Genomic DNA, 26,396 nt, shown 5'->3' with positions numbered 1-26,396 from the left:
AAATTTCAAGAATTACTCAATTGCAATTTCATTGCTTCTAAGTGGGCAATTGTATCCTGAACGTTAAAGTTTAAGTTTTTAGTTTGTGCTTGTGTTGCTTTCATTTCTTTATCAAGCGTCTGCAACAGTTGTTGAACTTTTAATTTAAAGTCAGCATTAAATTTTCTAAACGATTCCTGTATTTTATACTGTACTTCATAAATAATGGCTGCGGTGTTTTGTATTATAATGTCGTGGTACTGCTCCTGAATGCTTTTAATAATTTGTTGTTCTTTGCTTTTTTTACTGAAATGAAAGATTAGGTTGTTGTTATTGATAACGGTCTCTTTATCCAATCCATTTAAGGTAATATAAAAAGCAGTGTAAGCCTGCCAGTCGAATTTTTCCACAATGCTTTCAATACCGGTATTTAAAAAATCTGAAAAGTGAATAGCTATGTTGTGTAGAATATTTTTTGAATTGAATACGTATTGCTCTAAAATTGATTTGAATTGCAGTTTGCTGCTTTCTTCTAATGTCATTTTCAATTCTTCATATCCGGATTTGATGAGTTTGTTTAAATTGTTTATGAGTGCCTGTTGTACTTTAACATCCAGTAGGGCATAAGTTTTATTATTTCTATAATGTTGAATAAGAGATTGAATGGTCGCGTCAAAATATTTGGCTTTAGCATTGCATTGTTCATGTACTGTTTCGTCTAATTTCTTTATGTGGTGTTGCAGAATAGCATGGAAACCTTCAATTTCATTTAACAATACATGCTGTGTGTTTTCAAATTGTTGAATGCGTTCCGATAATTGTTGTACAGGTAATTGAAGGTGATTAATTCTTAACTGAATAATGGAAACCAAGCTTTGTTGAATTAGGTTTAATTGTCTGCCAATGCTTTGTTCTAAAATGCTTGATTTATTTTTTGAAATATTGCTGTTTAATAATTGTAATAATAATTCAAAACCCGATTCTGCCATGTTTCCCTGTAGTTGCTGATTGGCTGAAATGGGAATAATGGTGATGCTTTCTATTGGCATTTGCAGCTGGACTGAAATTGTTTTTTTATTGTGATCCAGCATTTTTTGTAAGTCTGTTGTAGATAATAAATCTTTTTTATTTTCAACAAATACAATGTTTTTAATTTGTGCATATAGTTGTTGCAAGAACTCAATATCCGTTTTTGAAATAGGCATATCGGCGCTAAGCACAAATATGGCAACATCAATTTTGTTTAAAAATTGAAGTGTTGTATCGGTATTATGTTCAAAGGATGACCCTACGCCGGGTGTATCAATAATGGTTATGGTTTTTAGTATCGGCGCAGGGTGATACACTATGACATGCGCAACATTTTTTATGTTTTCCGGATTTTCTTCTTCGCTAACAAACTCATTTAAACTGCTAATGGGTTTTGTTGCTTTTTCTTTATTCTTAAAAAATATTTCCAATGAAGGGGTTGCTGCATATTTTAGAATGGTAATAATAGCGGTAACAGGTACAACACCTGTAGGCATTATGTTTTCTTGTATCAGTGCATTAATTAAACTTGATTTTCCCCTTTTAAAAATGCCTGTTATTACTATGTTCAGTTCCTCATTATGCATTTTTTGTTGTAGTTGCATAATGTCGTCTATCAGGTTGTCCTGTTCCAGCCTTTGTGCTGTATTCAGTAACAATGATATGTTGGCATTGTTATATGGCATGTTTAACCGTTTAAAAGGAAATTGTTATATGCATCTGATAAACCAATTTCGGCAATTTTTTTAATAACTGTTTTTACGGGGTAATTTAAAAATTCGAATTGAACCTGAATGGCATTGGGTTCAGTTAAGGAAGTTTGATTTGGGATTGTTACAAGGGTATAACAAGTTTTATTATTCCCCTGTTTAGGTTTTCCTATGGAACCAACGTTAATGGCATGACGATATATTTTTTTATTTTCAGCTTCACAAAAAATGGCACGGTGCCAAGGTTTGTGTGTATGACCCATACACAAAATATCGGCATTCATACTATCCATCATTTCTAATAAATAGGCATCATTCACACTTTCCTGTACATATTCTAAATTGGAAGTAGTACTCCCATGCACCAACACTAAACGAATAGTGTTATAAATACCTTTAATTTCAATGGTAAAGGCAAAAGGTAAATTCTGTAAATAGGTTCTATTTTCAGGCGTAATGGTTCTATTTACCAGTTTAATGGATTCAATACCATAATCTTGTTGTGCTTTGTTTGAGAAAGAGTAGGGGAAGAAGTCTTTACTGTTACCAATACCATCATCATGGTTACCTTGAAGGCATGGTATATTTCGTTTTCTAATTAACTCTACCACTTCATTATCCCAACCTGCAAAATTCACTAAATCGCCCAAGCAATAAATAATATCGGGATGGTGTTTTTCAATATTTCTCAACACTGTTTTTAAAGCAGGTAAGTTTGCGTGAATATCGCTAATCATTGCAATTTTCATAACCTACATTTTATGTTTTAAACAATTAATATTTTAACAACCGAACTGCATAATAAATGTGTAATGAACTGTTTTTGATGCCTTTAATTACCGTGTCAATATCATAATCTAATCGGTAAAAATATACTTGTAAAGCATCGGGTTCGTATTTAATGTCTTTGCTGGCATCAATTTCAATCATGGCGTAACAAGCATGCCAGCTGCCATCTTTAGGGCTGCCAACCGAGCCCGGATTAATGATGTGTTGATACGTTTTTTCGCCATTAATTACCCGCTCAATTTGTTTATGAAAAGATGCATGTGTATTACCAATGAATAAAACATCTGCAGCTTCATCATCTAGCATTTTCGACAATTCGGTTTGTTTGTAAAAACGATAAATTCTTTCGGCATTAGTTTTAGGAGTGCCATGTGCAAATAGTAGGATGCGCTCGTTATTACCGGTAGTAATTTTTAATTTGATATTTAATGGCAATGCACGTAATATGACCTTTCTGTCTTCTGTTAATTGTTGTAAAGTAAATTGAATGGCATCCATACCCCAATCAATTTCTTCGCGACTACCATATGAAAATGGATATTTAGATAAGTTATTGCCGATACCTTCGTCATGGTTGCCCAGTACACTGGGTATTTTGTGTTCTTGCATAAAATCAACCACTTCATTATTCCAAATGTTTTGATTCACCCAATCGCCCAAGCAATAAATTGCATCTGGTTGCTGTTTTTCAATATGCGCGTACACTGATTTTAAAGCAGGTAAATTGGCATGCACATCACTAAATACAGCAATTTTCATAGTTTCATTTTTCAAAAAATAGAAAAAAAATGAATCAGTTACAATATTGTTAATGAATGAGTAACTGATTCAGTAAATAACACCAATTGGTATGGGTTATTCGTTAATTCCAAATTTTTCTTTGTACATTTTGTGGCTTCTTTCCACGCATTTTCTTGCATCTTCCTTACCATACATGTTACCCACAATTACTTTTTTCTTTTCTAAAGCTTTATATCCTTCAAAAAAGTTTTTCAATTCTGCCATATGGTGTTCAGGTATGTCGGTAATGTCTTGAATATGTTGATAAGCCGGATCGTGGTGTGCAACAGATATAATTTTATCATCTATACCATTTTCATCTTCCATATGCATTATACCAACAATGCGTGCATCTAATACACACAAAGGTTGTATGTCGAATGAGCACATTACCAAAATATCAAGAGGATCGCCATCATCAAAATAGGTTTGAGGAACTAAGCCATAGTTCATTGGGTAGTACATGGCTGAATATAGCACCCTGTCTAAACGCAATAAACCGGAAGGCTTATCTAATTCATACTTCATTCTGCTTCCTTTGGGAATTTCAATAATGGTGCTTACTACATTGGGCATCTCTTCACCAATTGAAATGTGCCAAGGATGTTGTACTTGCTGAATAATCTTATCGCTCATATATATAGATTTAATTATTGATTTTTGAATGATTTAAGGCCTGCAAATTTGGCTGATTTTCCTAATTCATCTTCAATTCTTAATAATTGATTGAATTTGGCAATCCTTTCGCCGCGACAACCGCTACCGGTTTTTAAATGACCGGCATTCGTGGCAACAGTTAAATCAGCAATGGTAGTATCTTCAGTTTCGCCACTGCGGTGTGAAATAAAGCAGTTGTAATTGTTTTTGTAGGCCATTTCAATGGTATCAATTGTTTCAGTAACAGTACCAATTTGGTTTAATTTAATTAAAACAGAATTGGCGATGCCTGCATCAATACCTTTCTGCAAAATGGCAGGGTTGGTACAGAAAATATCGTCTCCGGTTAATTCAACCTTATTTTTTAATTGATGGGTTAATAGTTTCCAGCCTTCCCAATCGTTTTCGGCCATACCATCTTCTAATAATATAATAGGATATTGCTGAATCCAGTTATCCCATATTTTTAATAAACCTTCAGAGGAAATTTTTTCTTTGGTAGATTTGAATAATACATAATGATCATCTTCCCACATTTCACTGCTGGCAGGGTCAAGGCATAATGAAATGTCTTTGCCGGGTGTATATCCGGCTTTGTGTATTGCTTCTAAAATTACCTCTACTGCTTCTTCATTTGATTTTAAATTAGGCGCAAAGCCACCTTCGTCACCCACGCCGGTTGAATACCCTTTTTTATTTAGAATTGATTTTAATGCATGAAAAGTTTCTTCACCCATTCTAATACTTTCTTTAAAAGAAGGTGCATTGTGGGGAGCAATCATGAATTCCTGAAAATCAACATTATTATCTGCATGTTTTCCTCCATTAATTACATTCATGCAAGGTACAGGCATAGTGAATTTTCCTGATTTATTTAAATAACGATACAATGGCATTTCCAAAGCAGCAGCCATAGCTCGTGCATAAGCCATAGAAACTGCTAATATTGCATTAGCACCTAATTTTGATTTATTGGGAGTGCCATCTAAGTGAATGAGGGCATGATCAATTTCTTGTTGAGAATTAAATTTTTTTCCGGTAAACTGTTTAGCAATAATTTTATTTACATTATTTACTGCTAACGTAACCCCCTTTCCTCCATAGCGTTTGGGGTCATTGTCGCGTAGTTCTACTGCTTCTAATTCACCTGTACTAGCTCCGGAAGGGACAATAGAACGGCCTTTTATGTTACGTACTATTTTTTTGCTTCCTTTTACAGGAGCTTCAATGCTTACTTCTGCTTCAACGGTTGGGTTTCCTCTTGAATCGAGAACTTCCCTTGCGTAAATTTTAGAGATTTTCATACTTGCCTTTTTGTTGAATAATTAGGTTTAATTGTTGTTCAAAGTTCGTATCATATCGTTAATACTGGTTGTAAATCCATTAATTTTTTTTTGGTAATCATTCATTAAATTTTCGTCACTAATACCATAACCTTTCATTGATGCAGCTCGGGCACCAGTAATATCTTCCCATAAAAAATTGGCTTTAACATTCAGTTCTTTTTGAAAGTTGATGGATTGAATAGGCACTTGGTAGGTTTTACAAAATTCTGCCAGTAAACTATACAATTCATTTAATTTTTCTTCAACTTGTAAAAGAAGCGCTTCATTTTCAAATGGTTCATATTGAATAGCTACCAATGTTAGCGCATTTTTGTGCGCAATGAGTTGTATTTGAATGTCGAGTAGTTTTTTTTCTATCATATAGGCAACTGCATTAAATACATGTTGCTGATTTTCTGGAATCGTAAACATAATTGATTACCTGTTTATGTTTAAAAATTGTTTTTGTATTTTCTCTGCAATACTCAAAAGGCCAATAACTGAAATAGCTTGTGCGGCTATAGAAAAAATAACTAGTACGGTAATGTTTACATCATATAAATAGCCCATTATTGCACTGCCTACAAACCAAAATAACCCAAATACTGCATTAAATAACCCAAATGCAGTGCCCCTTTTCTCAGGCTGAATGAAATGTGCAACAATAGCTTTTACAATAGATTCCTGTGCACCCATACCAATTCCCCAAACTACCATTCCGGCAATAGCCCATTGTATATTTCCTAAAAATACCATTGGTGCAAAGCAAAGTGCAATTATTAATGCAACAATTAAAATTTTGATACCAATTTTATCAAAAAATTTACCCAATAATAAAGCCGCAATTCCATCGCAAGCCATAGCTAATGAGTATAAAAGTGGTATTACATCATCTTGCATTAAATGTGTACTTTTAAAATGATAGGCTATTAATGGAAAATCTGCATAGCCCATTGCCATAAACGCAATAGCAATAATATATAACCAAAATAAATGAGGGTAACCTTTAGTAACCAGTGCTTTTGTTTTTATTTCCAGATTTTCCGGATGCGGATAAATGCTTTTTGCAAAAATGAGCAGGCTTAAGGCAATAACGGCAGGCAGAAATAAGATAAAATAAGCAGTATGATAACTATTGTTTCTCAGTAATAAAGCAGCACTAACCAGTAATGGCCCTATAGTTGCCCCGGTTTGATCTAAAGCTTCATGAAGTCCAAAGCCCCAACCTTGCCCCATTTGATTTGCCCCAAATGATAACATAGCATCCCTTGCAGGGGTGCGAATGGCTTTTCCAATTCTTTCTAGAATCATTAATGCTATGGCTAATTGCCAAAACCCGGCTAATGCTAATAGCGGTACTGAAATAAGATTAATGATGTATCCAATAATGGTGATAAACCAATAATTTTTTGTTTTATCACTCCAATAACCTGAAATAATTCTTAATCCATATCCTAACAGTTCACCTAAACCTGCTACCCAACCTACAGTAGTGGCTGATGTGCCCAAGGTCTCTAAAAAAGGCCCATTAATGCTTCGGGCAGCTTCATATGTCATGTCAGAAAACAAACTAGTACATCCTAATAAAATTACGAATATGGTGGCCTTTTTTAATTTCATTTAGTAGGATTATGCAACAGTTCAATATAAAATTTAAACAATAAATACATAAGCTTACATTCAAAATAATGAAAGCCTAATTTATTAGGTAGGCGTCATTATCCAATTATGATTTGGCAGTTTAGGTGAAACGCCATCACCTCAAAAATAAAAGTTGACATTGTTTAAAAAACTATGTCATTCTGGGTGGGGTAACTAAAACCGGAGTATGTGCATGGCGAATAACATATTCTGCTATTGAACCGGTTAATATTCTATCTAATCCACTTCTTGAATGCGTGCCCATTACAATTAAATCGGCCTCCCATTCAGTGGCTATGTTTAAAATTTCTTTTTCAGGTATACCTTCAGGAGTGAATCTAAATACTTCAAGATTGTTGTTGTAAAGGTCAATATATTGTTGAATTGTTTTGTCAGCTTCTTTCAAAAGTAGTGTTTTGCTTTCTTCTAAGGTAATACCCAAATCGGCACTAACTACTTCCTTATTTTTATTAATTACATATACAATACCTACTGCAGCTTTTAGCGGTAGTGCAATTCCAAATCCGGCTCGTGCAGCTTTCATGGCATAGGCACTATCGTCAACTGCAATCAAAATTCTTTTATATTGCATATTTAAAAAATTCAACACTTTAAAATTATCGAATTAAACTAGTTCCACCAAAAGTTGCAAGTAATCCTAATGATAAGCTTAATAAAGTGTAAAGAAGGAAATATAAAACATTACCCTCTTTTATAAGGCTTAAACTTTCGTATGAAAAACTTGAAAATGTGGTAAAGCCACCACAAAAACCGGTGATAAGTAATAGGCGCCATTCAATTGTTAACCAACTGTATTTATTGGACAGTCCATATAACAAACCTATAATAAAACATCCAACTAGGTTCACAAGAAATGTACCCATAGGGTAAGTAAATGTGGCCAATTTACTTATAAATACCTGCCCCAAATACCTTAATATACTACCTACTGCTCCACCAAGTGCTATAATCAGCAAGTTTTTCATGTTAATGAAATTGAAATGGATTAATCAAGATCCCAAAATTCAACTTCTTTGTAAATTACAATTTTTGATTGTAATAAATCTTTATGCTTCAAGAAAAAATTTTCAAGCTTTTCTTTTTTATCAATTAATTCTACACACATCGCCAATTTTGAATTATCTCCTTCCGGGCTAAATGTTACTACGTTGCCATCGTTGGTAAAGCTGGTATGTGTGCTATGCGCTGAAGCGTTAATTATACCGTCTTTTCTTGCTTCTGCAACAATGTGCATGTAAGTTGATTTTGGGAATAACTTCCTAAACAAAGTTCTGTCGCCATGCCTTACTTTGTGTGCCGGTGCAATGTAAATCTCTAACTTTCCAAGAGAGTGGCTCTTGATTTTTTTAACCATTGTTTTCTTTTTTTAATACGTTTATTTCTAACATCATGTAATGTACGATCGGTATGATGCTGTAAATGATTGACTTTTGAAACAGCCACACGCTGTGCATGATAAATACCTGAGTGCCCACTAAAGTAATATGCAGTGAAACTTGCAATGGCATAATAAATAATATTTGCACCCCCAAACAATTCTGCACCCATAAAAGTACAAGCTATTGGTGTATTGGTTGCACCGGCAAAAACAGCAATAAAACCTAAGCCTGCCATTAAATCAACAGGTGCTCCCATAATTACTCCTAAAGTATTTCCTAATGCTGCACCAATAAAAAATAAAGGTGTTACTTCACCGCCTTTAAATCCCATTCCTAAAGTAATTGCTGTAAATAATAATTTCCAAAACCAACTAAAATAAGTAGCCCCACCTGCATGAAAGCTACTAATAATACTAATACCATTTTTATTGGGATTGGTAACACCTAAGCTCAAATAATCTTGTGTTCCTATTACATAAGTCAATGCAATAATAATTAAGCCGCCTAGAATAGGTATCAACCATTTTTGCTTAATCCATTTATTGCTATAATTCTTAATGGTGTGGGCTGATTCTGCAAAAGCAAAGCCTGCTAAACCAAATAAAATACCTGCTATAATTACCTTGAATAACAGAATTAAGTCGAAGTGTACATAATTAAAATATGTTTTTTCAACCGATTCAAATAAAATATGATATTGAGTATGGTGTATGCCCCAAGCGCCACAAGTTATATCGGCCAAAAAACTGGCTATGAAGCAGGGTAGGAGCGCATCATGCTTAATTCTTCCTAAGGCTAATACCTCTAAAGCAAAAATTGCACCTGTAATGGGCGTACCAAATACAGCACCAAAACCAGCCGCTACTCCTGTTGTTAATAACATCCTTAAATCTTCACGTGTAAGTTTAAACTGGCGTGCAAAAAAATTGGCTAAACTTCCACCTACCTGAACAGCAGTCCCTTCCCGTCCGGCTGAACCTCCAAACAAATGTGTAATAATGGTTGCAATAATTACTAATGGTGCCATGCGTGCAGGAACACCACCACCTGGCTCATGAATTTCATCCATAATTAAATTATTCCCTGCTTCAGCATTTTTTCCCGAATATTTATATAAGAAATGTATTCCAATTCCGGCAATGGGCAAAAGCCATAATAGCCAAGGATGTGAAAAGCGGAAATGAATGGCTCTATCTAGTAACCATAAAAACCATGCAACTAATGTGCCTACAGAAATTGAAACAGGAATAACAAAAAGTGTCCATTTAATTAAATGCGATACAATAAATACGTGTTCAAAAGAATTTTTTATACGTTTCATTCCTACAAATTATCTAGCTATCGAATTAATGCCTTTAATTTAATTTGTAGGCGCCATCATCCCTTTCTTGGGCAGTTTATACGGTGGACACCATCACCTTTTTTTATTCGAATTGCAAAGGTACATTGCTGAAATTAGATAAAAAAATAGATCTTAATTTTTTTATCATTTCTAATTAAATTATAATTTTAGAAAGAAAGGTAAAATTTAATTAAATAATCGTAATATTGCGATTAAATGAGGGTTATGGGTATTGCAAAAAAAGAATTATTTACGAAAGAGCAAAATCAACTTGCGGCTATTGCAAAAGCATTAAGCCATCCTGCAAGAATTGCGATTCTGCAGGCTTTACTAAAAAGTGAGTCGTGTGTATGCGGTTATTTAGTTGAGCAAACTGGATTAGCTCAATCTACCACTTCTCAACATTTAAAAGAGCTAAAAAATGCAGGAATTATTAAAGGTAGTATTGAAGGGGTAAACGTTTGTTATTGTATTGATGAAAAGAATTGGAACAAGTACAAACAATTATTCGATAAGTTTTTTGACGCACCTGAATGTGCTGAAAAAAAATGTTCTTAAATTTAAAAATTATATATATATGAAATCAGAACAAGAATTGAAAGAATTGGTAAAGCAAAAATATGGTGAAATTGCTTTACAGGACAAGGTTACAAATGCATCATCATGCTGTGGAGCGGGAGGGTGTTCTACTGAAGTGTATAATATAATGAGTGATGATTATTCCGCACTAGAGGGGTATAATGCAGATGCTGACTTGGGTTTAGGATGTGGTTTGCCAACTCAATTTGCTCAAATTAAGCCAGGAAATACTGTAATTGATTTAGGCAGTGGTGCAGGTAATGACTGTTTTGTTGCAAGGGCAGAAACCGGAGCAACAGGGAAGGTAATTGGTATTGATTTTACGCCTGCTATGATTGAAAAAGCAAGAGCTAATGCCGAAAAATTAGGATTGAATAATGTAGAATTTAGATTAGGGGATATTGAAAAAATGCCTGTAACATCAAATACGTCTGATGTTGTAGTTAGTAATTGTGTATTGAATTTAGTTCCCAATAAAGATGCTGTATTTAAAGAAATTTACAGAGTTTTAAAACCAGGTGGCCATTTTAGTATTTCTGATGTTGTGTTAATAGGAATACTTCCTGAAGCCTTACGGAAAGATGCCGAAATGTACGCCGGATGCGTGGCAGGCGCCATTCAAAAGCAAGTATATTTAGAATTAATTAACGCTAACGGATTTGAAAATATTTTAATACAAAAAGAGAAGCCCATTTATATTCCCGATGATATTTTATTGAATTATTTAACGCCCCAACAAGTAGCGGATTTTAAAAATGGTAATTCCGGTATTTATAGTATCACCGTATTTGCTCAAAAACCCAAACAAGAAGCTGCTTGTTGTGCACCGGGATGTTGTTAATATTAATCAACAATTAATTATATGTTTCCATCTATTAAAAGTTATTGCGATGATTTAGTAAAAGAATTTGATTGCATTAGTAGTAACCGTAAATCAATTCTAGATACTATTGCCCATTACATTATTGATTGCCAAAAAAGTCAGTTGCCCATACAGTTGGTATACATTTGTACCCATAATTCCAGGCGAAGCCATTTTGGTCAAGTTTGGGCTCTAACAGCCGCAAATTATTATGGAATTCAGCAGGTACATGCTTTTTCCGGCGGTACTGAAGCAACAGCATTCAATGTAAATGCTATAAGAGCTTTAGAAAATGTGGGTTTTCAAATACAATCTAATGGCGCTTCTCAAAATCAGGTATATTCAGTTTGTTTTGGTGAAAATGAATGTACATCCTGTTTTTCAAAGATTTATAATCATGAAGTTAATCCAACAAATAACTTTTTAGCTATTATGACTTGTGGTGAGGCAGAAGCCAATTGTCCTTTTATCCCCGGTGCATCTGCAAGAATAGCTACTACTTATGAGGATCCAAAATTGTATGATGGTACTCCTGAACAAGACAAAGCATATGCAGATAGATGCAAGCAAATTGCTTTGGAAACTTTATATGTTTTTTCAAAAGTACACCAATAGCATTTTACGCAAATGGGCTATCGTAATAAAATATTTATTGTCGATAGCCCATTTTATTGATTTGTCGGGAAGTTTTACATATCCCATACCAATGCTGAAGCGCCTAAAATAGCCGCATCCGATTCATTTAAATGGCTGACTAAAATTTTTACTTTATTTTGAAAAACTTGAATAAGGTTTTCTTCCATGTATTTTTTGGTAGGGCTTAAAATTAAATCCCCTGCTTTGGTTAATCCTCCAAATAATATAATCGCTTCAGGACTCGAAAACATAATGAAATTGGCTAAGGCCATTCCTAAAATTTTTCCTGTAAACTCAAATATTTCTTGAGCCAAAGCATCACCTTCAATGGCGGCTTCGTAAACTTTTTTGGAATCTATTTTGTCTTTAGGAACTTCTCTTAATAAGCTGGGTCGTTCACTTTTTTGCAATAATTCAATTGCGGTAGTAGTTACACCAGTTGCGGATGCATAACTTTCTAATGAACCTTTTTTTCCTGTACCTGGGTGAAGTCTTCCTTCGGGAATAATGGTTGTATGGCCTAATTCACCGGCAAATCCATCGTGTCCATAAATTAGTTTACCATTAGCAACAATACCACTTCCAACGCCGGTACCCAATGTAATCATAATAAAGTCTTTCATTCCTTGTGCAGCACCATACATCATTTCGCCTAACGCAGCAGCATTGGCATCGTTGGTTAAAACGACAGGTAACTTAAATTCATCCTGTATTAATTTGGATAAAGGTAAAATGCCTTTCCAAGGCAAATTTGGGGCATATTCAACAGTGCCTGTATAGTAATTGCCATTGGGGGCACCAACGCCAATGCCTTTAATACGTCCAATACCACCTATTTTATCTATTAATGGAAATAAATGTTCTTTTAATTCATCAATAAATGTTTCAATGTTGGTATGTTTTTTAGTGCCTATTTCCGATGAAAATAAAACATTTCCCAATCGGTCAACAATGCCAAACTTAGTACCGGTTCCTCCAATATCAATACCAACAGCTAATGAATCGAGTGTTGAAGTTGTGGTTGCCATAATTAAATATTCATTTAAAAAAATTACTAATTAATGTCCTGAAGCTACTTGCGAATCAAAGTCTAATCCTTGGGCTTTTAATACAGATTTTAACTTTATGGCTAAGAAGGCTAACACAGCAAAACAGCATGCAGCTACAATATATGATGGATGCATACCAAAAGCATCACCTAATGCACCTTGAAATGGCGGAATAACTGCACCTCCCAAAATCATCATAATTAAAAAAGCGGATCCCTGACTTGTGTATTTACCCAAGCCGGCTACACCTAATGAAAAAATACAAGGCCACATAATAGAACAACATAAGCCACCAAATATAATTGCATATACTGATATGATACCGGTTACAGAAACAGCAATTAACATAGAGATTGTACCTAATACAGCTAAGGTTAATAAGGTTTTGGCGGGTTTTTCCTGTCCATAAAAAAAGGCTGCTATTGCAATTATAATGCAGATTGTGTAGGGCAATAATTCCATAATATCATTTCCATACAAATGATTCACAAACAACACTACACCAAAAGCAATAAATGGAACAACAATTGTTGCAATTTTTTTGCCCATATTTGAAAGGTTGAATACACCTATCGCTCCGGTCCATCGACCTATCATTAAACTACCCCAATACAATGAAACAAATTTTGATATTTTATCTTCATCTAAACCCATTTGTGTAAGATAGCCAGGGGTTTTAAGTAAGGCGCCAAAATTATTGTCGATGGTTACTTCTGTTCCAACATACACAAAAATGCCAATCATGCCGTACACCAATTGTGGGTATTTCATGGCACCCCATCCATCATTATTTTGTATAGCTCTGTTATTTGAATAAAATAAAGTAAAAAATACCACAATTAAAGTAGCAATCAATAGAGGTACTTTTTGGATGTTGGTGAGTTGTCCAACAATAATAATAGCAATAATTAATGCCGTAAGGATTATAAGCGATTTAGAGGCTTTTGATGAAGTTTCGAATTTGGCATCATTTTTACCATCGGGTAATTTTTTCGATAATGCAAAAAATATTGCTACCGCTAAAAATACACCGGCAACTATTAAGTAAAGATTATTAATATTTGTTACAGTAACTTTATCATTGGCAGCATTTACTGAACCAAATAAGAAGAAGCTTACAATAATAGGCCCCAAAGTAGTACCGAATGAATTAACACCTCCTGTTAAATTTAAGCGATGTGAGCCTGTGGCTGGATCGCCAAGTGCAATAGCGAAAGGTTGAGCTGCTGTTTGTTGAAGTGAAAAGCCCAATGCAACAATAAAAAATGAAACTAAAATTGCGGGAAATGAATTAGCATTAGCCGATGGAATAATACCCAATGCGCCAACTACAGAAATTAGGAGTCCTAATATAATTCCTTTCTTGTAGCCTATTTTATTCAATATATCGTATCCCACCATGCTAGAAATGAGGTACAATAATAATGACCCGATAAAATAAGCACCATAAAAAGACGAACCAATTAATTGTGATTCGAATTGCGACAAATGAAAATGGCTTTTACAAAACGGAATGAAAATACTGTTTGATGCAGCAATAAATCCCCAGAAAAAAAATACTAGCGCAAGCGATGCAAGGGCACTACCGTTTGTTTTAATTTTTGCATCTTTAGTTAGTTTGATTGCTTCGTTCGGTTGGCTCATAATAAATTTAATATTTTTTTAAATATGGTTGCAATAATGCCTGTAAAGTAAGACACATTTTGTAATCCTTAAAAAATTAATTGAAAATAATCGTTAGTATTAGTTTCATTCTTAACTTCAATTCAATAATTTGAAATAGCTATGGAAATATTACATGTAAGTGCTGAATGTTACCCAATGGCCAAAGCCGGCGGGTTAGGCGATGTAGTAGGGGCATTACCAAAATACCAAAATAAAGCCGGCCATATTGCCAAAGTAGTAATGCCAATGCATAGGACAAAGTTTTTATACGAAAACAAATGGGATGTTGACTTTAAAGGTTATTTGCATATTGGAGGCCAATATTACAACTTTACCATAATAAAAGAAGCTTCCCAGAAATTGGGATTTGATTTATATTTAGTTGATATCAATGGATTGTTAGACCGCGATAAAATTTATGGATATGATGATGATAGTTATCGTTATCTAGCTTTTCAAATTGCTGTATTAAATTGGTTAAGTGCCTGGGAGCATAGGCCAGACATTATTCACTGTCACGATCATCACTCCGGTCTCATTCCTTTTATGATTAAAAATTGTTTTGATTACAGAAAATTACAATCTGTTCCTACTATTATAACTATCCATAATGCTCAATATCAGGGATGGATTGGCTGGGATAAAAGTTATTGGCTGCCCGCTTATGACAATTGGAAAACGGGTGAATTAGATTGGAATAATACCATCAATCCTTTAGCAAGTGCTATAAAATGTGCTTGGAAAGTAACAACTGTTAGTTGGAGTTATTTAAATGAATTAAAATACAATAGCAACGGTTTAGAAGCTTTATTTGAGTATGAAAAAGGGAAATGCATTGGAATATTGAATGGTATTGATAACGATGTGTGGAATCCGGAAACCGACATTTATTTGAAGAAGCACTTTGGTATTGATGATGTTACTGAGGGTAAAGCATTGAACAAGCAATCATTATGTAAACAATTCGGATTGAATGAAGAGGTGCCTTTAATTGTATTTATTGGTCGTTTAGTTGGTGAAAAAGCGGCTGATATTTTACCTGAAACAATTAAGGTTATTCTGCATGGAATGAAAGATGCAGTTGCATTTTTAATAGTTGGGTCAGGCGATACTGCTGTGGAATGGCAGTTAAGCACTATGAATAATTTATATCCGGGTTATTATAAAGCAGTAATTGGTTACAATGAAGCACTTTCACACGAAATGTATGCCGGTGGTGACTTTTTGTTAATGCCTAGTAGAGTAGAACCCTGTGGGTTGAATCAAATGTATGCCATGCGTTACGGAACAGTGCCAATGGTACGAAGCACAGGTGGTTTGCAAGATACTGTTACTGACATGGGCGACCCAAATGGTTTCGGCATTCGGTTTAATCATGCCAGCATTCATGATATTTATTATTCTGTTAGCAGGGCAGTTGAGGTGTTTAAAGATGATAATCATTTGTTGGCCATGCGTAAACACATGATGCAGATTAATCATGGTTGGGATAAAACGGTAGATGAATACACAGCAGTTTATCAATCGGTTTTATAGTAAAAATATTTTTATATAAATTCACCTCAAATATATCAGTTATGTTAACTATTAGTCAATCAGTTGTTGCGGTTATACTAGGTGGTGGTGCCGGTACAAGGTTATATCCCTTAACAGCTTCACGTTCTAAACCGGCAGTTCCTATAGCTGGTAAATATCGTTTAGTTGATATTCCAATTAGTAACTGTATAAATTCTAACATTAATAGAATGTTTGTTTTAACGCAGTTTAATTCAGCATCATTAAATAAACACATTAAAAACACCTATCATTTTAGTGCTTTTAGTACTGGGTTTGTTGATATTTTAGCTGCAGAACAAACACCTGATAATCCGGGTTGGTTTCAAGGTACAGCAGATGCTGTAAGACAATCGTTGCGGCATATTGAAAATTTAGATTTTGAATACATTTTAATTCTTAGTGGCGACCAATTGTATCAAATGGATTTTGAACATATGGTAGCAATGCATAAAGCCAATAATGCAGATATTACCATTGCTACAATTCCTGTTCCTGCTCGGGAAGCATCCGAATTCGGGATTTTAAAAACAGATGAAAATCATAATATTACTTCATTTATAGAAAAACCAAAATCTGATGTTTTAAACGATTGGATTAGTGATACCGGTGCAGAAATGCAACAACAGGGTAGGGTATTTTTAGCTTCAATGGGTATTTATATTTTTAATAAACAGGTTTTATATAAATTATTGAAAGAGGTTTATCCTGATGCTACTGACTTTGGTAAAGAAATTATGCCTCAATCAATTGGTAAATACAATGTGTTTAGTTATCAATACGAAGGTTATTGGACAGATATTGGAAATATATATTCTTTTTTTGATGCAAATTTGGCTCTTACCGAGGAAATTCCACAGTTTAATTTATTCGATAATAGTAGAATTATTTATACCCGGGCAAGAATGCTACCACCGGCAAAAATTAGCGGAACTACTTTAGAAAAAACCATTATAGCAGATGGTTCTATTATTCTAGCCAGTCGTTTAGAACGTTGTGTAGTTGGGGTTAGAGCCCGCATAGGCCATGGTTCAACCATTGTTAATGCTTACATTATGGGTAATGATTTTTATGAAACATTAGAAGTGATGGCTGAAAATGTGAGCAAAGGAATACCTAAAATTGGCATTGGAGAAAGATGTTACATAAAGAATGCCATTATTGATAAAAATTGTAGAATAGGTAATGATGTTAGAATTAATGGAGGAGCCCATTTAGACAATACAGATCAACCTTTGTACACTATTAAAGATGGAATTGTAGTTGTAAAAAAAGGGGCTATTTTACCTGATGGATTTGTGATTTAACCTCAAAATTGTTGTAACATCTGCCAAAGTGTGCAGATGTTTTTTTGCTTTAATTATATTTGTGTAAAACGTACATATTAAACTCAACGATTGCCATGGCCAACATCCCGCCCCCTGCTCATTCATCACCAAGAATGCATAAGCCCAAACTTCGGTTTTGGCAAATATGGAATATTAGTTTTGGATTCCTTGGAGTTCAAATTGGTTATTCGTTACAAAATGCTAATACCAGCCGTATACTATCTGCTATAGGTGCCGATCCGCATCATTTAAGTTTATTTTGGTTAGCTGCACCATTGGCAGGCTTTTTTGTACAACCCATTGTAGGTCTGTCAAGCGATAAAACCTGGACTCGATTAGGTAGAAGAATTCCATTTATATTGGGAGGAGCCATTGTTTCTGCGTTGGCTATGTTTTTCATGCCCAATTCAGAACATTTTGCAGAGTTATTACCGCCATTGTTTTTTGGAGCTACCATGTTGCTTTTAATGGATACCTCATTTAATGTTACTATGCAACCATTTCGTGCATTGGTAAGCGATATGGTAGATGAAAGCCAACGTAATCAAGGTTATGCTATACAAAGTTTTTTAATTAATGCTGGTGCGGTAATTGGCTCGCTATTGCCCTTTGTACTCACCAGTTTAGGGGTTGCTAATGAACCCGGTGAGGGTCAAAGAGTGGCACCTACAGTAATCTGGTCTTTTTATTTTGGAGGAGCTGCATTATTATTAAGTGTTATTTGGACTTCTATTAGAACAAAAGAATATCCTCCAGCAGAATATGCGGTGTATAATAATTTAGATGAAGATACAGGTAAAGAAAAACAAAGTTTTTTAAGTCTTCTAAAAAACACTCCTGCTACTATGTTACAACTAGCTGTAACACAATTCTTCTCATGGTTTGCACTTTTTTTAATGTGGGTATATACAACGCAAGGTTTAGCGCAACATATTTGGAACACCAGTAACCCAGAATCAAAAGAATATAATGAGGCAGGTAATTGGACTGGGGTAATTTTTGCTGCTTATAGCATTTTCGCAGCGTTGTATTCATTAGTTCTTACACCTTTGGCGAATAAACTAGGTAGGAAAAATACTTATATGTTTTCGCTTTTTGCCGGAGGTATTAGCCTTATTTCTATGATGTTTATTTATGATAAGTATTGGCTTTTTGTACCCATGATAGGAATTGGTATTGCTTGGGCTGCAATATTAGCATTGCCTTATGCCATTCTTTCTGCTTCGTTACCTGCTAAGCAAACCGGCGTTTATATGGGAATATTTAATATTACAATAACCGTTCCCCAAATTGCTGCAGGATTGTTAGGTGGAGTTGCACTAACTGCATTAGGTGAAAAACCCATTCATGTTATTGGACTTGCCGGGGCTTCTATGTTCTTGGCCGGAATTTTTGCAAAACTGGTTATAAAATCTTCTAAAGATTAAAGTATGAAAAAAAATTATGTACAAGTGCAGAAATGTTTGATTGCATTTTGTTGTATGCTTATTGCACCTGTTATTTTATTTGCACAAAAACCAGCAGTTTATCCAATTAACTGGTGGGTAGGTATGCAGCATCATCAAATTCAACTACTAATAAAAAGCGGAGTTCCGGACTCAATCAATCGTAACCAAATTCAAATTGATTATCCGGGTGTAAAACTTTTGAAAGTTCATGCTCTAGATAATAAAACCTATGTAGCTGTTGATATTGATATTACAGCTTCTGCTAAACCGGGTGTGGTTCCTATTGTTTTTTGGGCGGGAAATTCCAAACAAACAATCCAGTGGCCTTTATACGAAAGAAGACAAGGTAACGGTACCCAATTTGCACAAGGAGTAAATTCTGGCGATTTTATTTATTTAATTATGCCCGATCGCTTTAGTAATGGTGACCCATCAAATGACCGTGTACCTGGAATGCTTGATCAATCGCTTAACCGCGATTCTATTTATTTGCGACATGGGGGAGATTTTAAAGGTATTATTAACCACCTTGATTATTTACAAAAATTAGGGATAACCACTTTATGGCTAACTCCTGTAATTGAAAATGATGAACCTAACAGAACGGAACATGGCTATTCCTTTACTAATCATTATAAAATTGAACCTCGCTTAGGTGGAGAATCCATGTATTTGGAACTAAGTAATGAATTGCACAAACGTGGAATGAAGCTAATTCAAGATGCTGTTTATAATCATGTAGGCAGTAAAAATATTTTCTTCCTTGATCCTCCAACACACGATTGGTTTCATCGCTGGCCTACATTTACACAAACTTCTTATAAAGACCAACCTTTGTACGATCCATATGCTTCCGCCATTGATAAAAAAATTACAAGTGATGGATGGTTTACACAAAAAATGCCCGATTTAAACCAAAACAATCCTTATGTTGCTAACTTTTTAATTCAACATGCAATTTGGAGTGTAGAAAAATTTGGAATTGATGGATGGCGCATCGATACCTACATTTATAATGATTTAGATTTTATGAATCGTTGTAATACTGCACTAGAAAAGGAATATCCTAAAATTACGATGTTCGGGGAAACTTGGGTGCATGGCGTTTCCAGCCAGGCTTATTTTGTTGACAATAAAATTAATATTCCTTTTAAAAGTAATTTACAAGGTGCAACTGACTTTCAATTATTGTTTGATGGCATTTTACCTGCAGTAAACCAACCATTTGGTTGGACTGAAGGTGTAAATAGATTGTATAGCACACTGGCAAAAGATTTTCTGTACACTAATCCGATGCGTAATGTTATTTTCTTAGATAACCATGATTTATCAAGATTTTTTTCAGAAGTAAAAGAAGATGTAGATAAGCAAAAGATGGGTATAGCATGGTTGTTAACCAGTAGGGGAATACCTCAAATGTATTACGGCACTGAAGTACTGATGAAAGGTTTTTCTAATCCAGACGGATGGGTCAGGTTAGATTTCCCCGGTGGTTGGGCAGGCGATAAAAAGAATGCATTTACAGGTGAAGGACTTAGTAAAGATGAATTGGCCGTTCAGGCTTACACTAAAAAGTTGGCTAATTTCCGAAAGAATTCCCCTGCTTTAACACACGGGAAATTGATGCAGTATGTGCCTAAAGATGGTGTTTATGTTTATTTCAGGTACACCGATAGCCAAACTATTATGTGTGTTATGAATACGAATGAAAAAGAGCACCAAATTAGTTGGAGTAATTTTGCTGAACGAACTGCAGGTTTTCATAAAGGGTTAAACGTTATGAATGATACTGAAGTAGGCCAAGATTTTTCAGTACCTGCCAAAACTTTAATGATTGTTGAATTAAAGAAATAAAGTAAAGCAATAGTTTGAAAATTTTGCCCGCATCAAATAGTTGGTGCGGGCAATTTTATAGCAATGCATTCCAAACATATTTTGGTCCGGGCTTTCCCCAATCTTTCATGCCATTCAATAAATCTTTTTGTAAAGCTTCCCAATTGGTTACTTTACCTTTAAGTTTGGGCATTGAAATATTAGTATTGGGTGGTAATAATTCAAGTTTAGTGGCAAACCAAGTAGTATATAATCTAGGTACGGCTAAACCTAAAATCAGTCCCGGTAAACCACTAAAACTCTCTGGTCCGCTACTTACCGGAATTTGATCAGTATAAAAAGCTACCACATAAACTGAATCACAAATTTTAGTTACCGCTTTTTTACAATCAAATCCTGCAATTTCGCGGGTTTCTCCGGTAATGCGCCATTCTAATTTTCTAAGTGAATCTTTTAACAAATATTGTTGTTCAAATACTTCTTTCTGCTCTTCAATTTTATTGTGTTCTAAATTTTTCCAGATAATATTTTGTGTGGAAGGCTTCATGCCAAAAATATATTTATTGTTTTCATTTTCTTTTGGCATTTCATACAAACTAAATCCTTTGTTAAATGACAGTACAAATTCATCAACAGTAATTTTGGGCATTGTTTTTTTCATTAACTCTGACCAGCTGTCATCATTATCTATATCTAATAACTGGTATTGGTTTACCCTTTTTTCAAAATAAACTTTTCCTGAATAAATGAATGTATTTTGTGTTTTCGCGAAAAAAAATAGCAGACACGAGAATAAAAAAAGAAGTACACCTTTCATATGGTACATTAGTTTGTTTTATGTATCAGTTTACAGTTGAGTTTTATTCTGACGGTTTCCCGTTTTTACTGAAATTATAAGTTATGCTTAAAAGGAAATAGCGCTGAATAGTTTGTTGTATGGTTTGTGAAATGAAATTACTGCTAATATTTCTGTTAATACCTCTATTTTGGTTCAATAAGTCGTTCACTGAGAATTTCAGTTCCCATTTATCACTTTTTGTGAATGTTTTTTTCAATGAAGCATTAACTAAATATATATCTGCATTGCCAGTAAAAACGCTTGTTTTTTCATAAATACTTATGTTGCTGTTGGCTTCAAAATATAATTTGGCAGGTAATTTAGCCGTAAAGTTTATGTAAGGTGTAAAGCTCCAGTATTTTGTAGTATTGTTAGGGTTAATGGAAGAATTGGAATAATTTCTGGTGATATCTGCATTCACATAAAAATTCACTTTTTTGTCACTCCAACGGCCAAAATAAATACCAAAGTTTATATTTCGATTGTTAGTGACATTTCTTTCTCCATTTATATAATTAATGTAACGGTAAAATCCTGGGGTACTACTGAAACCTGCAATCCAAGTGGGTACTACTTCAAAACTGTAAAACATAAAAATATTGCCATTATAATTTCCATTAACATTAATGGCTTGATTTACACGTCTTCCTAAACTATCAACATTGCTAGATGAACTTATAGCATTATTAGTAAGATTAAAATTACCACTGATATAAAGATTTCTGCTTTTAAGTACTTTGAAATCTGAAACAGATAACTGAAAGCGATGATTATATGCCTGTTTTAAATAGGGGTTGCCAATGTTTATGTTTAATGGGTCGGTATTATCTATTAGTGGCTGTATTTCAGATAGGGTAGGATTTTGAGTTGAACCTGTATAAGTTAAACTAATTTTTCGTTGTGCTTTTGGTGTAAAATTAATAGCTGCGGTTGGTAATAAATTAGTGAACTGTACTGACCGATTGGTTTGTTGTATTTGATCATGTAATTGAAATGAGGTAATACCAATGCTACTTCCAAATGAGAAATTAACTTTTTTGCCATTGTATCGAAAAGTAGCACCACCTGATTGGCTGTTGATGTTGTATTTAAAATGATTGGTAAGTGAATCAACCCCAATATCATACTTACCATTACTACTGTCTTTAGCAAACGTATTTCGTTGTGCGTCATTACCCGAAAAGCCGAACCGATAATTTAGTTCTAAAAAAGTTTTTTTCCACAATGGTTCGGTATAAACCACTTTTCCATCAATACCAGCAACATTTTCGTTATTGGTTTTATACTGATTAATATTTTGAGCAGCTGTTAAAAAACCTAATTTATCAAAAAAACTATTTTGAGCAATTAAGTACCCCGTACTATTACGTCCTGAAAAATTGATATTGCTATTAAACGAAATGGTTCTTCCTGATTTTTTAAATTTTTTACGCCAAAAAATATTGGTTAACAAATTGTTTTCTGTTCCATTGGAAGTAGTTGTTCTATCCGTTTCATTAATAATTTGATTTTCTTGGCTAATGGATTGACCAGTGTAAAGATTATTATCATCCCTCTTTATTTGTGAGCCTGTAATGGTAACTTTTAATGAGCTGGAAGAATCAATCTGCCATTCATAGGTCCCATTTACCCTATGTCGTTGGCGCATGTTTGTGGCATTTTGCTGTACCTTATTAATAAAGGTGGTGTCAGGTAAAATATATTGAGTAATGGAGCTGGTTTGACCAACAATATTTAAATGATTGAATTGATATGTACCATTAATATTTTGTTTATCAGCATTCCATTTATTGCTATAAGTTAGTCCACCTGTAGTAGATATAGGCAAGCCACTACCGTTGCTAAAATCGTCTGAAGTTTGTGAAATCCAAATGCTACCATCATCTTGTACATCAGTGGTTCGGTTTAAGTCATTCCCGTAATTGGTTTTTTCAGTCCAGTTCAGTGATTCATATTTGGTATTGTCGTTGGTAACATAAGCGGCAAATTTCCTTTTCTTCTGAAATGAATTTACCATTGCTTTTTCATAGTGGTACTGATTGGCATCGCTGCCTGCCTCTAATTTCCCAAAGTAGCCTTTCTTTTTATCTTCTTTTAAAGTTAAATTAATGGTTTTGGTTTTTTCACCATCATCAATTCCTGAGAAAACTGCCTGATCACTTTTTTTGTCATATACTTGCACTTTATCAACATAATCTGCACGCAAATTCTGTGTTACAACGGCAGGATCATCACTAAAAAATTCTTCTCCATCTACCAAAACCTTTCTCACTTTTTCTCCTTGCGCAGTAATTTCTCCACGTGCATTAACTTGTATACCGGGCAATTTTTTTAATAAATCTTGCACCGAAGCATTGGGGCCGGCATGAAAACTATCTGCCTTAAATTCAGTTGTGTCTCCTTTTACTTTAATGGCAGCTACGCGTTGCTGTACAATTACTTCTTGTAATATATGTGCTTTGGTTTCTAAATAAATATTCCCAATGTTAATTAAGGTGTTATTATACTGTAATTGTAAAGGTATTGTGTCAAGAAAATCTGCATAATTAGGATAGGATACCATAATAATTGTCTTCCTATTTTGAGGGATAGTAATAGAAAAACTGCCATCATTATTAGTGCGTGTAAAATTCAATAAAACAGAATCTTTGGAACGTAATACAGCCACTACTGCATTGGATAATTTTACTCGGGCTGTTGTGTCAATAACTGTACCTTTCAATAAAACATCTTGTGCAAAAGTAGAAGCCGGAAAGAAAAAGAGTAGGAATATTGGTAAAATTTTTCTCATAAATGCAGTTCTAAATTCAAAGGTCATTTCATTTTAAAAGCATAAATTGTAGCTTGTAAAAACAATTAGTAAAGGTTAGTTATTTTTAATATTCGACAAAATAAGTAATATGTTTAATTCTACAAAAAAAAATAGTGACAACAATTTTAATTCAAAAAGGTTGGTTGGAATAGCTGCATTAAAGGCAGGAGATATGCCTGCTTACGAAACGGTGCATTTTGTTGATACTCAACAAAGTGTGTGGAATTATTCGCTTTTTACTGAAGAAGATATCAACAATTTTCAGCAAGGAACACATTATCGTTTATATCATTTATTCGGAAATAAGCAGTTGGAAGTTTTGGGCAAGCATGGCACCTACTTCGCCGTTTGGGCACCTAATGCCAGTGCAGTAAGTGTTATTGGCTATTTTAATAAGTGGAATAAAGCTGCACATCCTTTAAAAGTTCGATTAGACCGATCGGGAATTTGGGAGGGTTTTATTCCCGGAGTTCTACAGGGTGAAGCTTATAAATACCATATTGTTGGTTATCAAGGTATAGAATTAGACAAAGGAGACCCATTTGCTCATTTTTGGGAAAAAAGACCTTATACCGCTTCTATTACCTGGCAAACGCAGTATGAATGGAATGATACACAATGGATGCAGAACAGACATGCTAAAAATAGCTTGGCAGCACCTATTTCAGTATATGAAGTGCATTTAGCCAGTTGGATGCGTCCTGATAAATACAATGAAGAAACTTATAATACCTATGAACAAATTACTGAGCGTTTGGTGCCTTATGTAAAAGAAATGGGTTTTACGCATGTTGAATTTATGCCTGTTATGGAGCATCCATTCGATGGAAGTTGGGGATATCAAGGTACGGGCTATTATGCCGCCACTTCACGTTTTGGTAATCCGCAAGGTTTTGCTTATTTGGTTGATGCATTGCATCAGGCAGGAATTGGCGTTTTTTTAGACTGGGTACCCTCACACTTTCCATACGATGCACATGGGTTATTCATGTTCGATGGAACACATACTTACGAATATGCCGATATGCGTAAAGGGTATCACCCCGATTGGAATTCTTATATTTTCAACTATAAAAGAGGTGAAGTAAAAAGTTTTTTAATTAGTAATGCCTGTTTTTGGTGCGATGCTTTTCATGCGGATGGTTTAAGGGTAGATGCTGTAAGCTCTATCCTTCGTTTAGATTACAGCCGTAATGAAGGCCAGTGGGAGCCCAATGAATTTGGGGGGAATGGTAATTTAGAAGCCATTGCTTTCATAAAAGATTTGAATGAAACTTTATATCGCGATTTTCCTGATATTCAAACCATAGCAGAAGAAGCCACCGATTGGCCTAAAATTAGTAAACCTACTTTTGAAGATGGGCTTGGATTTGGTATGAAATGGATGATGGGTTGGATGCATGATACATTAGACTATTTTAAAGTAGATCCAATTTTCCGCTCGGTCTTTCAGGATAAGTTTACATTTAGTATGATGTATTTCTATAATGAAAATTTCATGTTACCATTAAGTCATGATGAAGTAGTGCATGGTAAAAGCCCCATGATATACAAAATGCCCGGCGATGAATGGCAAAAGTTTGCTAACCTTCGTACCCTTTATACTTATATGTTTACGCATCCCGGTGCTAAATTGCTTTTTATGGGCAATGAATTTGCTGCCACCAACGAATGGAATTATAAAAGCGAATTACAATGGGATTTATTACAATATCCGCCGCATGCTGGCATGAAGGAGTGTGTGAAAGCCTTAAATAAACTGTATACTACTGAATCTGCTTTATATGAATTGCAATTTTCTACTGAAGGATTTGAATGGGTTGATCTTAACCATCGTGCAGAATGTGTAATGGTTTATAAAAGAAAAGGAAAAAATAAAGCTGATGATTTATTGGTAATAATGAATTTAACACCTGTGGTTCGCCAAAATTGGGAAATTCACGTGTTTGGGAAGGATTGTTGGGTTGAAATTTTTAATAGTGATGATGCACAATTTTTTGGTAGCGGCACAGTAAAAAATGAAAATATTAAATGCGAAAAAGTTTATATTGATGAAGATTGGTATCGTATTCATGTAAACTTGCCGGCATTATCTGCAATTGTTTTAAAATAAGCCTTTAATTTGTAATAATGCTTTAAA

The 26,396-nt window shown here is 34.4% G+C and carries 23 protein-coding genes and 2 riboswitches; of the genes, 8 read left to right on the top strand and 15 right to left on the bottom strand.

All coding sequences use genetic code 11. The features are described from left to right. Positions 1–5 precede the first annotated feature (5 nt). From ACP5P5_RS01865 to ACP5P5_RS01815, 11 genes are all read right to left on the bottom strand, one after another. Positions 6–1,694 (bottom strand): dynamin family protein, encoded by a 1,689-nt coding sequence (locus ACP5P5_RS01865; protein WP_428284416.1) that lies wholly within the window; start codon positions 1,692–1,694, stop codon positions 6–8. A gap of 2 nt (positions 1,695–1,696) precedes the next feature. Continuing rightward, entirely contained in the window at positions 1,697–2,467 is a 771-nt protein-coding gene (locus ACP5P5_RS01860) for a metallophosphoesterase family protein (protein ID WP_428284415.1), read from the bottom strand. Between the two features lie 25 nt (positions 2,468–2,492). Next, positions 2,493–3,266, bottom strand: coding sequence for a metallophosphoesterase family protein (locus ACP5P5_RS01855; RefSeq protein ID WP_428284414.1), 774 nt, complete (start codon positions 3,264–3,266; stop codon positions 2,493–2,495). A gap of 96 nt (positions 3,267–3,362) precedes the next feature. After that, the gene (locus tag ACP5P5_RS01850) at positions 3,363–3,923 is read right to left on the bottom strand and encodes an inorganic diphosphatase (RefSeq protein WP_428284413.1); all 561 of its coding nucleotides are present in this window, start codon (positions 3,921–3,923) and stop codon (positions 3,363–3,365) included. A 14-nt stretch (positions 3,924–3,937) separates the two neighbouring features. Then, positions 3,938–5,248, bottom strand: a complete 1,311-nt coding sequence (gene eno / locus ACP5P5_RS01845; protein ID WP_428284412.1) for a phosphopyruvate hydratase — start codon at positions 5,246–5,248, stop codon at positions 3,938–3,940. A gap of 27 nt (positions 5,249–5,275) precedes the next feature. Further along, positions 5,276–5,701: a hypothetical protein gene (locus tag ACP5P5_RS01840; RefSeq protein ID WP_428284411.1), complete on the bottom strand. Its 426-nt coding sequence runs from the start codon at positions 5,699–5,701 to the stop codon at positions 5,276–5,278. A 6-nt stretch (positions 5,702–5,707) separates the two neighbouring features. Next, positions 5,708–6,889, bottom strand: a complete 1,182-nt coding sequence (locus ACP5P5_RS01835; protein ID WP_428284410.1) for an MFS transporter — start codon at positions 6,887–6,889, stop codon at positions 5,708–5,710. Between the two features lie 82 nt (positions 6,890–6,971). Continuing rightward, positions 6,972–7,039: riboswitch (Fluoride riboswitch) on the bottom strand. A 22-nt stretch (positions 7,040–7,061) separates the two neighbouring features. Further along, positions 7,062–7,502: a universal stress protein gene (locus ACP5P5_RS01830; RefSeq protein ID WP_428284409.1), complete on the bottom strand. Its 441-nt coding sequence runs from the start codon at positions 7,500–7,502 to the stop codon at positions 7,062–7,064. Between the two features lie 25 nt (positions 7,503–7,527). Next, positions 7,528–7,896, bottom strand: coding sequence for a fluoride efflux transporter CrcB (gene crcB / locus ACP5P5_RS01825; protein ID WP_428284408.1), 369 nt, complete (start codon positions 7,894–7,896; stop codon positions 7,528–7,530). 20 nt (positions 7,897–7,916) lie between these two features. Further along, a complete protein-coding gene (locus ACP5P5_RS01820) occupies positions 7,917–8,165 on the bottom strand; it encodes a DUF190 domain-containing protein (RefSeq protein ID WP_428284407.1) in 249 nt (82 codons plus the stop codon). An 80-nt stretch (positions 8,166–8,245) separates the two neighbouring features. After that, the gene (locus ACP5P5_RS01815; protein ID WP_428284406.1) at positions 8,246–9,631 is read right to left on the bottom strand and encodes a voltage-gated chloride channel family protein; all 1,386 of its coding nucleotides are present in this window, start codon (positions 9,629–9,631) and stop codon (positions 8,246–8,248) included. Between the two features lie 40 nt (positions 9,632–9,671). Beyond that, positions 9,672–9,738: riboswitch (Fluoride riboswitch) on the bottom strand. A 139-nt stretch (positions 9,739–9,877) separates the two neighbouring features. On the opposite strand from ACP5P5_RS01815, the gene ACP5P5_RS01810 reads away from it, so the two are divergent. From ACP5P5_RS01810 to ACP5P5_RS01800, 3 genes are read left to right on the top strand one after another with little or no spacing between them, the layout of a single operon-like run. After that, complete coding sequence (locus ACP5P5_RS01810; protein WP_428284405.1) at positions 9,878–10,210, top strand: ArsR/SmtB family transcription factor; 333 nt, start codon at positions 9,878–9,880, stop codon at positions 10,208–10,210. Between the two features lie 19 nt (positions 10,211–10,229). Next, entirely contained in the window at positions 10,230–11,072 is an 843-nt protein-coding gene (locus ACP5P5_RS01805) for an arsenite methyltransferase (protein WP_428284404.1), read from the top strand. Positions 11,073–11,093: 21 nt separating this feature from the next. Beyond that, entirely contained in the window at positions 11,094–11,708 is a 615-nt protein-coding gene (locus tag ACP5P5_RS01800) for a hypothetical protein (protein ID WP_428284403.1), read from the top strand. Positions 11,709–11,782: 74 nt separating this feature from the next. Here the strand turns inward: ACP5P5_RS01800 and ACP5P5_RS01795 are convergent, their stop codons facing one another. Both ACP5P5_RS01795 and ACP5P5_RS01790 read right to left on the bottom strand, forming a co-directional pair. Further along, positions 11,783–12,757, bottom strand: a complete 975-nt coding sequence (locus ACP5P5_RS01795) for an ROK family protein (protein WP_428284402.1) — start codon at positions 12,755–12,757, stop codon at positions 11,783–11,785. 30 nt (positions 12,758–12,787) lie between these two features. Continuing rightward, positions 12,788–14,422, bottom strand: a complete 1,635-nt coding sequence (locus ACP5P5_RS01790; protein WP_428284401.1) for an MFS transporter — start codon at positions 14,420–14,422, stop codon at positions 12,788–12,790. Between the two features lie 141 nt (positions 14,423–14,563). On the opposite strand from ACP5P5_RS01790, the gene ACP5P5_RS01785 reads away from it, so the two are divergent. The 4 genes from ACP5P5_RS01785 to ACP5P5_RS01770 all read left to right on the top strand — a co-directional run bounded on the left by ACP5P5_RS01785 (position 14,564) and on the right by ACP5P5_RS01770 (position 20,627). Continuing rightward, complete coding sequence (locus ACP5P5_RS01785; protein WP_428284400.1) at positions 14,564–15,979, top strand: glycogen synthase; 1,416 nt, start codon at positions 14,564–14,566, stop codon at positions 15,977–15,979. A gap of 41 nt (positions 15,980–16,020) precedes the next feature. Continuing rightward, positions 16,021–17,304, top strand: coding sequence for a glucose-1-phosphate adenylyltransferase (locus ACP5P5_RS01780; protein WP_428284399.1), 1,284 nt, complete (start codon positions 16,021–16,023; stop codon positions 17,302–17,304). A gap of 95 nt (positions 17,305–17,399) precedes the next feature. Beyond that, positions 17,400–18,752: an SLC45 family MFS transporter gene (locus ACP5P5_RS01775; protein ID WP_428284398.1), complete on the top strand. Its 1,353-nt coding sequence runs from the start codon at positions 17,400–17,402 to the stop codon at positions 18,750–18,752. Positions 18,753–18,755: 3 nt separating this feature from the next. After that, on the top strand, positions 18,756–20,627 hold the full coding sequence (locus tag ACP5P5_RS01770) for a glycoside hydrolase family 13 protein (RefSeq protein WP_428284397.1): 1,872 nt from the start codon (positions 18,756–18,758) through the stop codon (positions 20,625–20,627). Between the two features lie 55 nt (positions 20,628–20,682). On the opposite strand, the gene ACP5P5_RS01765 is transcribed toward ACP5P5_RS01770, so the two are convergent. Then, positions 20,683–21,423 carry a GLPGLI family protein gene (locus tag ACP5P5_RS01765; protein WP_428284396.1) on the bottom strand — a complete coding sequence of 247 codons (741 nt, stop codon included), beginning with the start codon at positions 21,421–21,423 and terminating at the stop codon, positions 20,683–20,685. Between the two features lie 43 nt (positions 21,424–21,466). After that, a complete protein-coding gene (locus ACP5P5_RS01760) occupies positions 21,467–24,235 on the bottom strand; it encodes an outer membrane beta-barrel family protein (RefSeq protein WP_428284395.1) in 2,769 nt (922 codons plus the stop codon). A gap of 109 nt (positions 24,236–24,344) precedes the next feature. Between ACP5P5_RS01760 and glgB the strand changes: the two genes are divergently transcribed. Continuing rightward, positions 24,345–26,369, top strand: coding sequence for a 1,4-alpha-glucan branching protein GlgB (gene glgB, locus ACP5P5_RS01755; RefSeq protein WP_428284394.1), 2,025 nt, complete (start codon positions 24,345–24,347; stop codon positions 26,367–26,369). Positions 26,370–26,396 lie beyond the last annotated feature (27 nt).

This window comes from Hydrotalea sp. (assembly GCF_049968455.1).
In the GTDB taxonomy this organism is placed as follows: domain Bacteria; phylum Bacteroidota; class Bacteroidia; order Chitinophagales; family Chitinophagaceae; genus Hydrotalea.
Note: the sequence above shows the minus strand (reverse complement) of the source record. Positions and strands in the feature narration are given on the sequence as shown.

Coding starts and splice junctions, on each gene's coding strand:
- ACP5P5_RS01865 (WP_428284416.1), bottom strand. CDS start 1,694: ATGCCATATAACAATGCCAACATATCATTGTTACTGAATACAGCACAA.
- ACP5P5_RS01860 (WP_428284415.1), bottom strand. CDS start 2,467: ATGAAAATTGCAATGATTAGCGATATTCACGCAAACTTACCTGCTTTA.
- ACP5P5_RS01855 (WP_428284414.1), bottom strand. CDS start 3,266: ATGAAAATTGCTGTATTTAGTGATGTGCATGCCAATTTACCTGCTTTA.
- ACP5P5_RS01850 (WP_428284413.1), bottom strand. CDS start 3,923: ATGAGCGATAAGATTATTCAGCAAGTACAACATCCTTGGCACATTTCA.
- eno (WP_428284412.1), bottom strand. CDS start 5,248: ATGAAAATCTCTAAAATTTACGCAAGGGAAGTTCTCGATTCAAGAGGA.
- ACP5P5_RS01840 (WP_428284411.1), bottom strand. CDS start 5,701: ATGTTTACGATTCCAGAAAATCAGCAACATGTATTTAATGCAGTTGCC.
- ACP5P5_RS01835 (WP_428284410.1), bottom strand. CDS start 6,889: ATGAAATTAAAAAAGGCCACCATATTCGTAATTTTATTAGGATGTACT.
- ACP5P5_RS01830 (WP_428284409.1), bottom strand. CDS start 7,502: ATGCAATATAAAAGAATTTTGATTGCAGTTGACGATAGTGCCTATGCC.
- crcB (WP_428284408.1), bottom strand. CDS start 7,896: ATGAAAAACTTGCTGATTATAGCACTTGGTGGAGCAGTAGGTAGTATA.
- ACP5P5_RS01820 (WP_428284407.1), bottom strand. CDS start 8,165: ATGCACATTGTTGCAGAAGCAAGAAAAGACGGTATAATTAACGCTTCA.
- ACP5P5_RS01815 (WP_428284406.1), bottom strand. CDS start 9,631: ATGAAACGTATAAAAAATTCTTTTGAACACGTATTTATTGTATCGCAT.
- ACP5P5_RS01810 (WP_428284405.1), top strand. CDS start 9,878: ATGGGTATTGCAAAAAAAGAATTATTTACGAAAGAGCAAAATCAACTT.
- ACP5P5_RS01805 (WP_428284404.1), top strand. CDS start 10,230: ATGAAATCAGAACAAGAATTGAAAGAATTGGTAAAGCAAAAATATGGT.
- ACP5P5_RS01800 (WP_428284403.1), top strand. CDS start 11,094: ATGTTTCCATCTATTAAAAGTTATTGCGATGATTTAGTAAAAGAATTT.
- ACP5P5_RS01795 (WP_428284402.1), bottom strand. CDS start 12,757: ATGGCAACCACAACTTCAACACTCGATTCATTAGCTGTTGGTATTGAT.
- ACP5P5_RS01790 (WP_428284401.1), bottom strand. CDS start 14,422: ATGAGCCAACCGAACGAAGCAATCAAACTAACTAAAGATGCAAAAATT.
- ACP5P5_RS01785 (WP_428284400.1), top strand. CDS start 14,564: ATGGAAATATTACATGTAAGTGCTGAATGTTACCCAATGGCCAAAGCC.
- ACP5P5_RS01780 (WP_428284399.1), top strand. CDS start 16,021: ATGTTAACTATTAGTCAATCAGTTGTTGCGGTTATACTAGGTGGTGGT.
- ACP5P5_RS01775 (WP_428284398.1), top strand. CDS start 17,400: ATGGCCAACATCCCGCCCCCTGCTCATTCATCACCAAGAATGCATAAG.
- ACP5P5_RS01770 (WP_428284397.1), top strand. CDS start 18,756: ATGAAAAAAAATTATGTACAAGTGCAGAAATGTTTGATTGCATTTTGT.
- ACP5P5_RS01765 (WP_428284396.1), bottom strand. CDS start 21,423: ATGAAAGGTGTACTTCTTTTTTTATTCTCGTGTCTGCTATTTTTTTTC.
- ACP5P5_RS01760 (WP_428284395.1), bottom strand. CDS start 24,235: ATGAGAAAAATTTTACCAATATTCCTACTCTTTTTCTTTCCGGCTTCT.
- glgB (WP_428284394.1), top strand. CDS start 24,345: ATGTTTAATTCTACAAAAAAAAATAGTGACAACAATTTTAATTCAAAA.